Genomic DNA, 14,718 nt, shown 5'->3' with positions numbered 1-14,718 from the left:
TCACCTCAATTAACCTTGTTCATAGTACCGGAATTGACAAAAAACGTCGCTGCTTCCTTCAGGGTTTGATGGTCAATCCCCTCCACGCTTGTGGTAGTGACAAACGTTTGAACTTTCCCTTGTATGGTATTGAGTAAATGGGATTGTCGGTAATCATCCAATTCTGATAAAACATCATCAAGAAGTAAAATGGGATACTCGCCAATTTCATTATAAATCAATTCAATCTCAGCAAGTTTGACTGAAAGGGCAGTTGTACGCTGCTGTCCCTGTGAACCAAAGGTTTGAACATCCCTGCCGTTGACAAAAAACAATAAGTCATCACGATGGGGGCCGAACAAGGTTGTGCCACGTTCAATTTCCCTCGTTCTGACCTTGGTAAACTTTTCTTCAAAGCTTGCTATCATCTTCGACAAATCTTGTTCTTCTAATACCTCTACAGATGGTTTATAGGTGATTTCAAGCGTTTCTAAACCCCTAGATATCCCTTGATGAATCGGTATGGCCCATTTCTCAAGCAACTGAAGGAATTCAAAACGTTTTTTGACAATTTTCACGGCCATTTGAATAAACTGCTCCGTTAAAACCTCAAGCATCGTTTGATCCGTTTGTTTTTTTATCTGCAGCATTTTTAAATAATGATTACGTTGTTGCAGTATTTTTTGATATTGGCTCATATCATGTAAATAAACGGGCGATACCTGCCCGATTTCCATATCGATAAAACGTCTGCGCACCTGTGGGCTTCCCTTCACAATGTTAAGGTCCTCCGGGGCAAACATGACCACGTTCATATTTCCAACATATTGACTCAATTTTTGCTGTTCAATATGATTACATTTTGCTCGTTTTCCCTTTTTTGAAATGACTAATTCCAAGGGCAAGGAGCTATGCTGTTTTTGAACCCTGCCTTCTATTTTAGCATACTCATGGTCCCAGCGTATAAGTTCTTTATCATTAGAAGTTCGATGCGATTTAGCCAAGGCCAAAACGTAAATAGACTCCATAATATTCGTTTTCCCTTGGGCATTTTCGCCTAAGATAACATTCACTTTATTTTCAAATTGGACGAATAGCTCTTCGTAATTTCGGTAATTTTTCAATGCTAACTTTTCAATATACATAGCAACATATCCTTTAGCTAGTCGGTTATCATAAATTCCCCGAAGCCAGCAATTTGGATTTTGTCACCGGCACGAAGTTTTCTTCCTCTTCTTTGGTCCTGCTCACCATTAATAAAAATGGCATGTTCGCTTAAAAACCATTTGGCCATCCCACCTGTTTGAATCACGTCAGCCAGTTTTAAAAATTGACCTAATGTAATAAATTCAGTGTCTAGCTTCACTTTCTCAGGCACAATCGTCACCCTCATTTCTAAAAATGGTCCCAATACTTTATTTTACTAAAAAAAGCAGTAAGTTACAAAGAAAACCGGTAAGAATTATTAAAACATCGAAAAAACCGCCAAAAGAATGGCGGCGTATTTAAGTGGATGACTATTTAATAAGTTCTTACTGGCAATATTAACTGTAAAATAGTTTCATCATGCAGGGGACGTAGTAAGAATGGACGCATCGCGCCAGTAAAACTCACTTTAATATCTGTCCCTTCCAGCGCCTTTAGGGCATCCATCATATATTTCGCACTAAAGGATATCTTTACATCTTCTCCATCAATCGAACTACTTTGTATTTCCTCTACTACCTTTCCAATCTCAGGTGTATTGGAGGAAATTTCAATGACCCCACCCTCAATGATGGAAAATTTAACAACATTATTGCGCCCTTCCCGCGCCAGCAAGGAAGCACGGTCGATAGCTTGGAGGAATTCCTTCGTATTGACAGTTACATCGGTTTTACTTTCATTTGGAATTAATTTTGATGTATCAGGATAATTTCCCTCTAACAATCTTGAGAAAAATAATAAATGCTTTGCTTTAAATAAAATTTGATTTTCCGTGATCACAATATCAATTAATTCATTGGAATCATCAATAATTTTATTTAACTCATTCAAGCTTTTTCCCGGAATAACAACATTGTACATTTCGTTATTTTCCGTTTCAATTTTGGCCTTCCTTAGTGCAAGCCGATGGCTATCTGTTGCAATACAGGTTAGCTCCCCGTTCTCAATCTTCCAGTTTACACCTGTCAAGATTGGGCGTGTTTCTGAGGTGGACACTGCGAAATGTGTTTGACGAATCATTGCTTTTAATAGATCTGTTGCAATGTGAAATTTATTATTTTCCTCTATTTGCGGCAGGTGAGGGTACTCCTCGGCATCAAGGCCATTTAAATTAAACTCTGATTTCCCAGAGCGAATGACGGTTTGAAGAGAACCGAGAACTTCCATTTCAACCGAATCAGTAGGGAGCTTTTTGACAATTTCGCTGAAAAACTTCGCTTGCAGGACAATTGCTCCCGGTTGCTTGATTTCAACAATCTCATCTCCTGCTTCCTCCATTGGAATAAACGATTCAATGGAAATATCAGAGTCGCTTCCGGTTAAGGTAACTCCCTCTGCACTGGCAACAATTTTGATCCCCGTTAAGATAGGTATCGTTGTTCTTGATGTAATGGCCTTCATAACATCGTTCACACCTTGAACAAGACGATCGCGTTGAATGATAAATTTCATCGCATTATTTCCTCCTTTTGATGCATATTTTTTTAGCAGTAACATATAATATTATTTTTTAAAAAAATAGTAGAAGTACTAGTAGGGCCTGTTAGTATGTGGATAACCCTGATTTTCAATAGAAACACAGCCTATCCACATGTGGACAGACTGTGTACAGAATGGTAGAAGTTATTCACAATTTTAACATCAAAAAGGTGGTGTGAGCAGAGCTAAACCTGCCATTACAAATAGATACTCTTATCCATAGCCATTAAATGTGCAATGGCTAGACAAATGCGGCGCTCCGCCCCTTTTCCTTAAACCTTTAATATTTCATGCAGTTCCTTCATCTGCTTTTGCAGGGTTGAATCAGTTTGCAGCAGTTTAGAAATCTTTTCATGTGCATGAATAACGGTTGTATGATCACGTCCACCGAACTCCTCACCTATTTTGGGCAAAGAATAGTCGGTTAATTCACGTGATAAATACATCGCAATTTGCCGCGGAAAGGCAACCGATTTTGTCCGCTTTTTGGCCTTGAAGTCCTCAAGCTTAATACTAAAATGTTCCCCGACAGTCTTTTGAATTTCTAAGATGGTAATAACTTTTGGCTTTGAACTTGGAATAATATCCTTCAAGGCCTCAGCAGCAAGATCTGCATTAATATCTTTATTAATTAACGAAGAGTAGGCGACCACGCGGATCAACGCACCTTCAAGTTCACGAATGTTCGAATCAATTTGGTTAGCAATATAAAGCATTACCTCATTCGGTATATCTAACCCTTCCGCCTTGGCCTTTTTGCGGAGGATCGCGATTCTTGTTTCTAAATCTGGCGGGGTAATATCAGTAATGAGTCCCCATTCAAAGCGTGACCTGAGCCTGTCTTCCAGTGTAGGAATTTCCCGTGGAGGTCGGTCACTAGAGATAATAATTTGTTTGCTTTCTTCATGAAGTGCATTAAAAGTATGAAAAAATTCCTCTTGAGTTGATTCTTTTCCAGCTAAAAACTGAATATCATCAATGAGTAGGATATCGACATTTCGATATTTATTGCGGAAATTCTCCGCCTTGTTGTCACGAATTGAGTTAATAAACTCGTTGGTAAATTTTTCAGATGATAAATAGACAACTTTTGCCCCTGGGTTATGATCCAAAACATAATGGCCGATGGCGTGCATTAAGTGAGTCTTCCCCAATCCTACACCACCGTATATAAATAAAGGATTGTAAGCTTTAGCCGGTGCTTCTGCTACTGCAAGTGATGCAGCATGGGCAAATCGGTTGCCTGAACCAATAACGAATGTATCAAATGTATACTTTTGATTGAGGATACCTTGCGGGAAATCCCCGTGGTCATCATCCTTTTTTATCCTTTTGGGCGGCAGCTGCAGCTCATTTTCGGCTTCTTTTTGATTTTGCGGAATAATAAATTTTACAGATAGCTCTTCCCCGGTGATTTCATATAGAATCCCGGAGATTAACTGAGAATAACGTTCTTCCAGCCAATCACGTGCAAATTCATTCGGTGCCGTGATCACTAGTAGGTCGCCTTGAAGGGAATGGGCTTTTGTGGATTTAAGCCATGTATCAAAGCTAGGCTTACTTATCTTTTTCTCAATATTGGCTAGCGCTGCATTCCAAAGATCCGCAATATTTTCCAACTACTATCCCTCCTTTTTGTTCGTTTGGACAAATTATTTATCTAAACTAGCACTCGCATTATTTATTGTCTAACCCCAAAAAAATGTTGTCTTCATGAAGTAGCTCTGTGCAACCAGATTACCTATTCGACTTAAGTTCCGTGAAAAAATAAGATTTATACTACCAGTACAACCTATTAATTTATAAATATACGAAACAGTGGTTGTGGAAAACATATAATAAGGAAATAATGTGGAGTTTCGACAATATCCACCTCTTGTGGACAAGTTTCTACAGTGTCCTTGAATAAACTATCCACACGTTATCCACAAATTGTGGATAACGTATTATTCGGGATGTAGTTATTAAGAGTGAAAACACAAATATAATATCAAATAATTGCTTAATACGCAATGCCTTTTAATCGTTTATCCACAACAACAGCATTGTGTGTATAGTAATTGTCCACAGGTAAATAACTTGTGCAAAACCTGTCAATATCTTGTGTGGATAATAGAAAAAGTGTCGAATTTTTATCCACAGATAGAAAAGCGCAAGTGCCCTGGTCAGCGGCGTATGGCCTGGAGCTAGACAATTCTCAAAGTTGAAGGTTATTTATAGAATTTCTGGAAATGCCCTAAATCATGTTCGAAAAAAATTGAAAAAGGAAACAATATGAGAAGAGGAGTTGACAATATTATACTCAGGTCTTTATAATAGTTAAGACTGTCTGATTAAATTTAAACAGCTATTCCTCAGGGAGGTGTCATATAATGAAAAGAACATATCAACCAAATAAACGTAAACACAGTAAAGTTCACGGTTTCCGCAGTCGTATGAGCTCAGCAAACGGACGTAAGGTCCTAGCTCGTCGTCGTCTAAAGGGAAGAAAAGTATTATCAGCATAGACCACTGAAGCGTCAGTGGTCTTTTTTGTAAGAAAAGCGGAAGGCACCCGCCTATCGGCGTATGGACTGGAGCGCTTCGACTGAGATAAAGGAAACACGGAGAGCGTAGCGATTCGATGTTGACTTATCGTAGGGAGAAGCGCGAAGTACACTAGCCGATGGTGCCTGTAGCTGGACAATTCTCAAGGTCACAAACAAAGTTTAAAGGAGTTTTTTTATGAAAAAAGAATTCCGAATTAAAAAGAATAAGGATTTCCAGGTTGCCTTTCAGAAGGGGCAATCATTCGCCAATCGCCAATTTGTTGTCTATTCATTGAAAAAAGAGGGACAAGGCTTTTTTCGGATAGGTCTGTCTGTGAGCAAAAAGATTGGGAATGCTGTTACCAGAAATAGAATTAAGCGCTATGTGCGTCAATCTATTCATGAATTGCATGATCAGGTCTTACAGGAGAATGATTACGTGATTATCGCAAGGAAACCGACGGCGGAGATGGACTTTTTCGAGGTGAAAAAGAGTTTAACTCATGTCCTTAAGGTTGGAAAAGTACTAAAGAGAAACTAACTTTGCTAAATTAGTCATTATATAGCTGTTGTCGTGAAGACAATTGAATGGAAAAAGTGATAAACTAATTTTTAGATAATGTAAAAGGAAATTACTACATAAGGTTTAGATCCGCACTTTTTATTCTACATTTGGTAAGGGGGAATAAGTGGTTGAAGAAACGAATATTACTTTCGTTCGGCCTGCTTTCTGTGTTCTTGTTTTTAACAGGATGCAGTGAAATTAAGAAGCCGATTACTGCTGAAAGTACAGGTCTTTGGAATGAATACATCGTGTATCCGTTATCATGGGTGATTAAAGAGGGAGCAACTATCCTCTGGGGAAGCTATGGCTTAGCGCTGATTGTTGTAACTATTTTAATTCGATTGGCAATTTTGCCATTGATGATCAAGCAAACAAGAAGCTCAAAGGCCATGCAGGCGCTTCAGCCTGAAATGAAGGCACTTCGTGAAAAATATAGTTCAAAAGATCAAAAGACGCAACAAAAACTGCAGCAGGAAACAATGGCACTGTTTTCAAAGCATGGTGTCAATCCAATGGCAGGCTGTTTTCCGTTAATTGTGCAAATGCCAATTTTAATTGGTTTTTATCATGCTATTTCTAGAACAAGGGAAATTGCTCAGGATAGTTTCTTATGGTTTGACTTGGGCGAAAAGGATCCATATTTTATTTTGCCGATTATTGCCGGGGTCACAACCTTTATTCAGCAAAAGATGATGATGGCTGGCCAGCAGCAAAATCCGCAAATGGCGATGATGACCTGGATAATGCCGATTATGATTATGTTCTTTGCGTTTAGTTTCCCTGCAGCCCTTTCATTATACTGGGTTGTTGGTAATATTTTTATGATTGTGCAAACCTATTTTATTAAAGGACCGGATTTAAAGGCGAATGCCACCGGTAATGTGGGAGGAGCAAAAAAGTGAAACAGGTAACTGCTACAGGACAAACTGTCGAAGAAGCAGTAGAATCAGCTTTAGCTCAATTAAAAACCACCAAAGACCGCACAGATGTTGATATTATTGATGAAGGCAAAAAGGGTATTTTCGGAATTTTCGGTTCCCGTCCGGCTGTTGTAAAAGTAACGATGATCATCGATCCTATTGAGGAAGCAAAGAAATTTCTTATTCAAGTAAGTGAACAAATGGGTGCACCTGCAGAGATAGAGATTAAACGGGACGGCAAACAGGTTCACTTTGTGATGACAGGGGAAAAAATCGCTCTCTTAATTGGTAAACGGGGTCAAACACTTAATTCACTGCAATATTTGACCCAATTGGTGATTAATCGCTTTGCAACCCACTATTTAAATGTGATTTTGGATGCAGAGGATTACCGAAACAGACGAAGTGAAACGTTAATTCAATTAGCACATCGATTAGCAGGAAAGGCTGTCAAGTCTGGAAAAGATGTAGCATTGGAACCGATGCCTTCCTATGAGCGAAAAGTCATTCATACCGCTTTATCCGAAAATAAACGTGTCAAAACGTTTTCTGATGGAACTGAACCGCATCGTTTTATAGTCATTACACCGGTTAAAAGAGTATAGTGAAACAGCATCCTATCTGATGATAGGGTGTTTTTTTTTATCTTATTTATGATTGTTGATAACTTTTAGGGTGAGATTTCACACTTTATTGTTATTCACATGTGGATAAGTTAAAATAAAAAATAGACATTTTACCCTGTGGATAGAAGTAAGATGCTTTTTTATCAGAAATTCATGTGATATTCTATTATTTTGGAGAAAAATCTTATTTTTGATATAGATGGAGTTTTTAGTTGTGAGGTGAAGAAGATGGAATTTGATACAATTGCGGCGATTTCGACTCCAATGGGAGAGGGAGCCATTGCGATTGTTCGTTTGAGTGGCGATGAGGCCATTCAAATTGCAGACAAGCTTTTTAAGAGTATCGGTGGAAAAAGGCTTACGGATGTAGCCAGCCATACGATTCACTATGGACACCTCCTCGATGCGAAAAGCGGTGTAGTGGTAGAAGAAGTAATGGTTTCAGTTATGAAGGGGCCTAAGACGTTTACCAAAGAGGATGTAGTGGAAATTAACTGCCACGGCGGAATTGTTTCCGTGAACCGCGTGCTCCAGCATGTGTTAAAAAATGGGGCAAGACTAGCAGAGCCTGGTGAGTTTACGAAACGGGCCTTTTTAAATGGCCGGATTGATTTATCACAAGCTGAAGCAGTCATGGATTTAATCAGGGCAAAGACTGATCGGGCAATGAACCTGGCGCTTGGCCAAATGGAAGGCCGTCTATCAAAGCTTGTACGCAGGCTGCGGCAAGAAATCTTAGAAGTCCTTGCCCATGTTGAAGTGAATATTGATTATCCTGAATACGATGATGTCGAAGAAATGACCCATAAGATGCTGTTAGAAAAGGCTCATTTTGTGCATGAGGAAATAAAGAAACTGCTGCAAACCTCTGAGCAAGGGAAAATTTTACGAGAAGGGCTATCGACCGCCATTGTTGGACGGCCAAATGTCGGCAAGTCCTCGTTATTAAATAGTCTTGTCCATGAAAATAAGGCCATTGTTACCGATATTCCTGGGACAACACGTGACGTGATTGAGGAATATGTCAATGTCCGCGGGGTGCCGCTTAGACTGCTAGACACGGCAGGGATTAGGGAAACAGAGGATATTGTTGAACGCATCGGAGTGGAACGTTCTCGTCAAGTGTTGAATGAGGCTGATTTAATTTTGCTTGTGTTGAATAACGCCGACAAGCTGACCGCTGAGGATGAGAGCCTTTTTGAGGTTGTCAAAGGGATGGATGTCATCGTCATCGTCAATAAAACGGATCTGACGCAGCAAATTGATATGGAGCGGGTCAGAGAATTGGCGAAAGAGCATAGCTTGGTTACCACCTCATTATTGGAAGATCGCGGTATCGATGAGCTGGAAGATGCAATTGCCTCGTTATTTTTTGCAGGATCCATTGAGGCTGGCGATTTAACATATGTGTCCAATAGCCGTCACATTGCGTTATTAAACATGAGTCTACAGACAATTGAGGACGCAATTGAAGGGGTGGAAATGGGGACTCCGATTGATATCGTGCAAATCGATTTAACCAGGACATGGGAATTGCTGGGGGAAATCATCGGTGACAGCGTCCATGAGAGCCTAATCGACCAGTTATTTTCACAGTTCTGTCTAGGAAAATAAAAAAGCGGGTTTTTCCCGGCACAAGAGCGGATAAGATAGAAAAATAGGGGTTATTAGAGCCCTTCATGCTTAAAGTAGTGAGGAACGGGTTTTCAATAGGGCATATTGGGGCCCAATCGGTCTTGAAAAATAGGAAAAAGGTATCCAATGGAGCATATTGGAGCCCATTCCGCCTTGGTAAATAAAAAAAGAGTATCCAATAGGGCATATTGGAGCCCAAACGATCTTGGAGAATAGAAAAAAGGTATCCAATAGGACTTATTAAAACCTTAAAATAGACCAGAAGAAGTAACGTTTCCGTCGTGATACGGAAAAGGAGGAAATACCATGCAATACGAAGCAGGTAGTTATGACGTCATTGTCGTTGGAGCTGGACATGCCGGCTGTGAAGCAGGCCTTGCGGCGGCAAGACTTGGCGCAAAAACATTAATGATCACAATAAACTTAGATATGGTAGCTTTTATGCCTTGTAACCCTTCCGTGGGCGGCCCGGCAAAAGGGATCGTCGTACGTGAAATCGATGCCCTCGGTGGTGAAATGGCAAAGAATATTGATAAAACCTATATCCAAATGAGGATGCTGAACACTGGAAAAGGTCCAGCTGTCCGTGCCTTACGGGCCCAGGCAGATAAATTTGCCTATCAGCATGAAATGAAAAAGACTTTAGAAGAAGAACCAAACCTAACCTTGCTCCAAGGCATGGTCGAGCAATTGATTGTGGAAGATGGAGTGGTTCAAGGGGTTATTGCGAAAACCGGCGCTATCTATCGCGCTAAAACGGTAGTCGTCACAACGGGAACTTACTTGCGCGGTGAAATTATCCTTGGCGAATTGAAATATTCAAGCGGCCCGAATAATCAGCAGCCATCGATTAGGCTGTCTGAACATTTAGAGGAACTTGGATTCGAACTGGTCCGTTTTAAAACAGGTACACCGCCAAGAGTAAATGGCAATACCATTGATTACAGTAAAACAGAAATTCAGCCTGGTGATGAAGAACCTAGAGCATTTTCGTATGAAACAACGAAATATATTACCGATCAGCTGCCATGCTGGCTCACCTATACAAATGACCGAACACATTCGTTAATTGATGCCAATTTGCATCGCTCGCCGATGTTTTCCGGCATGATCAAAGGAACAGGCCCAAGGTACTGTCCATCGATTGAGGATAAAGTTGTCCGCTTCAATGACAAGCCGCGCCATCAAATCTTCCTTGAACCGGAAGGCAGAAATACGAAGGAAGTCTATGTACAGGGACTTTCCACCAGCCTGCCTGAAGATGTCCAGCATCAAATTATTAGAACCGTTCCTGGACTGGAAAATGCCCAAATGATGCGGGCCGGTTATGCGATCGAATATGATGCGATTGTACCGACACAATTATGGCCGACTTTAGAAACAAAGGTTGTTAAAAATTTATACACTGCGGGCCAAATTAATGGAACGTCCGGGTATGAAGAAGCTGCGGGTCAAGGGTTAATGGCCGGGATCAATGCCGGATTAAACGCGCTTGACCGTGAGCAATTAGTCCTTGGACGCTCTGATGCTTATATTGGCGTGCTCATTGATGATTTAATTACAAAAGGGACAAACGAGCCCTATCGATTGTTAACCTCAAGAGCAGAATATCGCCTTCTATTGCGTCATGATAATGCCGATTTACGGTTAACCGATATGGGACATGAAATTGGCTTGATTCGTGAAGATCGCTATGAAGCATTCTTGGCAAAAAGGGAAGCAATCGAAGCAGAGAGGGAAAGATTGCAGTCCATTATTCTAAAGCCATCTGCTGAAGTACAGGAATTAATTCGCAGCATCGGCGGTAGTGAATTGAAAGATGGGATCCGTGCATCCGATTTACTGAAAAGACCGGAAATGACATATGAATTGCTTGAAAGTCTGACTAAGAGTGAGCTTGCTTTGGATCACGATGTGAAAGAACAGGTGGAAATCCAAATTAAGTACGAGGGGTATATTGAAAAGTCACTGCAGCAAGTAGAGCGTCTGAAAAAGATGGAGGATAAGAAAGTCCCTGACAATATTGATTATGATGCCATTAATGGATTAGCTACAGAAGCGAAACAAAAGCTCAAAAAGATTAAACCGCTCTCCATTGCCCAAGCATCCCGGATTTCCGGTGTCAATCCTGCAGATATTTCGATCCTGCTTGTGTATTTAGAACAAGGACGGGTAGCGAGAGTATCCAATGAATAATCGAGTGAGGAAGTTTTAATAGATGAATATCGAACAATTTCAATCCAGTCTTCAGGAAAAGGGAATTTCCCTAAGTGATAAGCAGCTCGACCAGTTTGAAACCTATTTTTCAACATTGGTCGAGTGGAATGAAAAAATGAATTTAACAGCGATCACGGAAAAAACAGATGTATATTTAAAACATTTTTACGACTCTATTACCGCTTCATTTTATTTTGATTTTACCAAGCAGTTTCATCTTTGTGATGTTGGGGCAGGTGCGGGCTTTCCGAGTATACCGTTAAAAATAGTCTACCCACATATCCAAGTGACAATCGTTGATTCATTAAACAAGCGAATTTCATTTTTGAATCATCTTGCTACCGTATTAGAGTTGGAAAATGTCCATTTTGTCCATGACCGTGCTGAGACGTTTGGCGTCAATCCTGCTTACCGGGAAAACTTTGATGTTGTAACAGCAAGAGCGGTGGCTAGAATGTCTGTTTTAAGTGAGTTTTGTTTACCACTTGCAAAAGTAGGGGGACATTTTATTGCGATGAAGGCCTTGCATGCGAATGATGAATTGGAAATGGGCCAAAAGGCGATTACAACACTTGGTGGTAAAGTAGAAAAGGTGTACACATTTACCTTGCCAATGGAAGATAGTGAACGGAATATTTTAATTATAAAAAAAGAAAAACAGACGCCAAGGAAATACCCACGAAAGCCAGGAACACCAGGAAAAATGCCAATTGAATAAAGAGTTATTCCTATAGCTTTTTCCCTTCACTGCTTCCAAGAGTGAAAATCTGTATAACAATTTTTAGAGAAAAATGGTATCCTAGGCAGGAAGTATTTAGTGACATAGAGAATAAGTAATAGGGAGTTTCGTAAAGGTGGTGTTGGGGATGAAGAGTTCATTTACACGCTTTTTTGGCCTCGGCGATAAGGGAGAACAAGAGGTTGAGCTTGAAAAAGAGCTGGATATTGAACGGAACGAAGAAATAAAAAAGATTCCGATTAACCAAATTATTCCGAATCGCTTCCAGCCGCGGACGGTATTTGATGAAGATAAGATTGAAGAATTATCACGAACTATTCATATACATGGGATTATCCAGCCGATTGTTGTCCGGGAGTTTGCTGTTGATAAATATGAGATTATTGCCGGTGAGCGCCGCTGGCGTGCGATGAAAAAACTGGGCTGGGCAGAAGCACCGGCCATCGTGAAAAATTTATCTGACACAGAAACCGCATCAGTAGCGCTTATTGAAAATTTGCAGCGCGAAGAATTGTCGCCAATTGAAGAGGCTTTTGCCTATGGCAAGCTGCTTGAATTGCACAATTTGACACAAGAGGCATTAGCGCAGCGCCTTGGGAAAGGGCAGTCGACCGTTGCCAACAAGCTTCGTTTACTTAAATTACCAGAGATTGTCCAGGATGCCTTATTGAATAAAACGATTACTGAACGCCATGCACGTGCGCTTATTCCGCTGAAAAATCCGGAGAAACAAGTGGCACTTTTGGCGGAAGTCATTGAAAAGAATTGGAATGTTAAGCAGACTGAGGAACGCGTAGTGAGAATGCTCGAACAAAAGAAAGAAAAACCAAAACCTAAACGAAAGGCTTTTAGCAAAGATATGAGAATTGCCGTGAATACCATCCGTCAATCTTTATCCATGGTAACAGACAGCGGGATTAATTTGGATGCCGACGAAGAGGAATTTGAGGAGTTCTATCAATTTACCATCCGGATTCCTAAGAAAAAATAGTGATACAGAAAGAACCGGCACAATGGGTGTTGGTTTTTTTTGTGTAAAAAAGGGAAATATGGAATGGAATATTTTTTGAAAATAAAACAACATCCCTATTATTTCATGATAAAATAAAGGAATGGAATTTTACATTCCTCCTCTATTAGGGGATAATTAAGCATATTATGTAAACATTTGATAGAATAGCAGATTCTGAGAAATAAAGGGTAGGTGACAACGTGGGGAAAATCCTTTCAATCGCAAACCAAAAAGGTGGAGTCGGTAAAACGACGACCTCTGTCAACCTAGGCGCCTGCTTAGCATACATAGGGAAACGGGTTCTATTAGTAGACATCGACCCGCAGGGAAATGCAACAAGCGGGGTCGGAATTGAAAAGGCAGAAGTGGAACAATGTATCTATGATGTGTTAGTAGACGATGTCGAGGCCAAAGATGTCATTAAAGCGACATCTGTAAAAAATTTGTATGCACTCCCTGCTACGATTCAATTAGCAGGAGCTGAAATTGAACTGGTACCTACTATATCCAGAGAGGTCCGCTTAAAACGTGCTCTCGGAGAAGTAAAAGATCAGTTTGATTATATCATTATTGATTGTCCGCCATCATTAGGGCTACTAACGCTAAATGCCTTAACAGCTTCTGATGCGGTATTAATCCCTGTCCAATGTGAGTATTATGCGTTGGAAGGCTTGAGCCAATTATTAAATACGGTTAGACTCGTCCAGAAGCATCTTAACCAGGATTTAAAAATTGAAGGCGTGTTATTAACAATGCTTGACGCGAGAACAAATCTTGGCATTCAAGTCATTGAAGAAGTAAAAAAATACTTTCAAGATAAAGTCTATAAAACCATTATTCCTAGAAATGTGCGTCTAAGTGAGGCTCCAAGCCATGGGGAACCTATCATCACCTATGATTCGAAATCCCGCGGTGCTGAGGTGTATTTAGATTTAGCAAAGGAAGTGGTTTCGAATGGCTAAAGGTTTAGGAAAAGGCCTGAATGCATTTTTTAGTGATGTCAGTAAAGAGGAGACAGTTCAAGAGATTAAGCTGAAAGAACTGCGTCCAAACCCGTATCAGCCACGGAAAACCTTCCAACAAGAGACAATCGATGAATTAAAGGCTTCAATTATTGAGCATGGAATCTTACAGCCAATCGTTGTTCGAAAAAGTATTAAAGGATATGAAATTGTGGTGGGCGAACGCCGCTTCCGAGCCGCCAAGGAGGCCAAGCTTGAAACCGTTCCGGCGGTTGTCCGTGATCTTTCCGAACAGCAAATGATGGAATTGGCTGTATTGGAAAATCTCCAAAGGGAAGATTTAAATCCAATTGAAGAGGGAATTGCCTATCAAACCTTAATGGAGAAATTAAAGTTGACACAGGAAGAGGTTGCGAAGCGTTTAGGCAAAAGCCGTCCGCATGTAGCAAACCACATTCGTCTGCTTTCCCTTCCTCCAAAAATTCAGGAATTGATCTCAACCGGGAACATTTCAATGGGTCATGGACGTGCCTTATTAGGCCTTAGACAAAAAGCAAAGCTGCCTGTTTTAGTAGAAAAGGTCATTCAGGAAGGGTTGAATGTCCGGCAATTAGAAAAGTTAATCCAGCAACTAAATGAAAATGTTTCACGTGAAACAAAAAAGCCTGAAAAGAAAAAAGATGTGTTTTTACAGGAGCGGGAGCATTCCCTTCGTGAGCGGTTCGGAACGAAAGTTCATATTAAACAGAATAAAAATAAAGGGAAAATTGAAATTGAATTTTTCTCGCAGGATGATTTGGAACGAATCTTAGAATTACTTGATCAGGAAGAATCCTTATAAGCCATCTAT

General features: G+C 40.3%; 14 protein-coding genes. 10 read left to right on the top strand and 4 right to left on the bottom strand.

Annotation, left to right across the window (positions count from 1 at the left end):
• Positions 1–5: 5 nt before the first annotated feature.
• From recF to dnaA, 4 genes are all read right to left on the bottom strand, one after another.
• Positions 6–1,124, bottom strand: coding sequence for a DNA replication/repair protein RecF (gene recF, locus RCG19_RS09395; RefSeq protein ID WP_308110630.1), 1,119 nt, complete (start codon positions 1,122–1,124; stop codon positions 6–8).
• A gap of 17 nt (positions 1,125–1,141) precedes the next feature.
• Positions 1,142–1,357 (bottom strand): S4 domain-containing protein YaaA, encoded by a 216-nt coding sequence (yaaA, locus tag RCG19_RS09390; protein ID WP_166245252.1) that lies wholly within the window; start codon positions 1,355–1,357, stop codon positions 1,142–1,144.
• Between the two features lie 143 nt (positions 1,358–1,500).
• Complete coding sequence (gene dnaN / locus RCG19_RS09385) at positions 1,501–2,637, bottom strand: DNA polymerase III subunit beta (protein WP_166245254.1); 1,137 nt, start codon at positions 2,635–2,637, stop codon at positions 1,501–1,503.
• Between the two features lie 299 nt (positions 2,638–2,936).
• A complete protein-coding gene (gene dnaA, locus RCG19_RS09380; RefSeq protein ID WP_166245256.1) occupies positions 2,937–4,283 on the bottom strand; it encodes a chromosomal replication initiator protein DnaA in 1,347 nt (448 codons plus the stop codon).
• A 753-nt stretch (positions 4,284–5,036) separates the two neighbouring features.
• On the opposite strand from dnaA, the gene rpmH reads away from it, so the two are divergent.
• The 10 genes from rpmH to RCG19_RS09330 all read left to right on the top strand — a co-directional run bounded on the left by rpmH (position 5,037) and on the right by RCG19_RS09330 (position 14,709).
• Positions 5,037–5,171 carry a 50S ribosomal protein L34 gene (rpmH, locus tag RCG19_RS09375; protein ID WP_007084526.1) on the top strand — a complete coding sequence of 45 codons (135 nt, stop codon included), beginning with the start codon at positions 5,037–5,039 and terminating at the stop codon, positions 5,169–5,171.
• Positions 5,172–5,388: 217 nt separating this feature from the next.
• The gene (gene rnpA, locus RCG19_RS09370) at positions 5,389–5,733 is read left to right on the top strand and encodes a ribonuclease P protein component (protein WP_308110628.1); all 345 of its coding nucleotides are present in this window, start codon (positions 5,389–5,391) and stop codon (positions 5,731–5,733) included.
• 152 nt (positions 5,734–5,885) lie between these two features.
• Positions 5,886–6,659, top strand: coding sequence for a YidC family membrane integrase SpoIIIJ (gene spoIIIJ, locus RCG19_RS09365; protein WP_166245260.1), 774 nt, complete (start codon positions 5,886–5,888; stop codon positions 6,657–6,659).
• Positions 6,656–7,282 carry an RNA-binding cell elongation regulator Jag/EloR gene (gene jag / locus RCG19_RS09360; protein WP_166245262.1) on the top strand — a complete coding sequence of 209 codons (627 nt, stop codon included), beginning with the start codon at positions 6,656–6,658 and terminating at the stop codon, positions 7,280–7,282. The genes spoIIIJ and jag overlap by 4 nt, the downstream gene beginning before the upstream one ends.
• Positions 7,283–7,531: 249 nt before the next feature.
• Complete coding sequence (gene mnmE, locus RCG19_RS09355) at positions 7,532–8,917, top strand: tRNA uridine-5-carboxymethylaminomethyl(34) synthesis GTPase MnmE (protein ID WP_308110627.1); 1,386 nt, start codon at positions 7,532–7,534, stop codon at positions 8,915–8,917.
• A 327-nt stretch (positions 8,918–9,244) separates the two neighbouring features.
• Positions 9,245–11,134 (top strand): tRNA uridine-5-carboxymethylaminomethyl(34) synthesis enzyme MnmG, encoded by a 1,890-nt coding sequence (mnmG, locus tag RCG19_RS09350; RefSeq protein ID WP_308110626.1) that lies wholly within the window; start codon positions 9,245–9,247, stop codon positions 11,132–11,134.
• Between the two features lie 22 nt (positions 11,135–11,156).
• Positions 11,157–11,873, top strand: coding sequence for a 16S rRNA (guanine(527)-N(7))-methyltransferase RsmG (gene rsmG, locus RCG19_RS09345; protein ID WP_308110625.1), 717 nt, complete (start codon positions 11,157–11,159; stop codon positions 11,871–11,873).
• A 148-nt stretch (positions 11,874–12,021) separates the two neighbouring features.
• Positions 12,022–12,885 (top strand): nucleoid occlusion protein, encoded by an 864-nt coding sequence (gene noc, locus RCG19_RS09340; protein ID WP_166245270.1) that lies wholly within the window; start codon positions 12,022–12,024, stop codon positions 12,883–12,885.
• Positions 12,886–13,106: 221 nt separating this feature from the next.
• Positions 13,107–13,868 (top strand): ParA family protein, encoded by a 762-nt coding sequence (locus tag RCG19_RS09335; RefSeq protein WP_166245272.1) that lies wholly within the window; start codon positions 13,107–13,109, stop codon positions 13,866–13,868.
• Positions 13,861–14,709 (top strand): ParB/RepB/Spo0J family partition protein, encoded by an 849-nt coding sequence (locus RCG19_RS09330; protein WP_166245274.1) that lies wholly within the window; start codon positions 13,861–13,863, stop codon positions 14,707–14,709. The genes RCG19_RS09335 and RCG19_RS09330 overlap by 8 nt, the downstream gene beginning before the upstream one ends.
• Positions 14,710–14,718 lie beyond the last annotated feature (9 nt).

It is taken from the genome of Neobacillus sp. OS1-2 (assembly GCF_030915505.1).
Classification (GTDB): domain Bacteria; phylum Bacillota; class Bacilli; order Bacillales; family Cytobacillaceae; genus Neobacillus.
The sequence above is the reverse complement of the archived record's forward strand: the minus strand, read 5'-3'. Positions and strand labels throughout refer to the sequence as shown.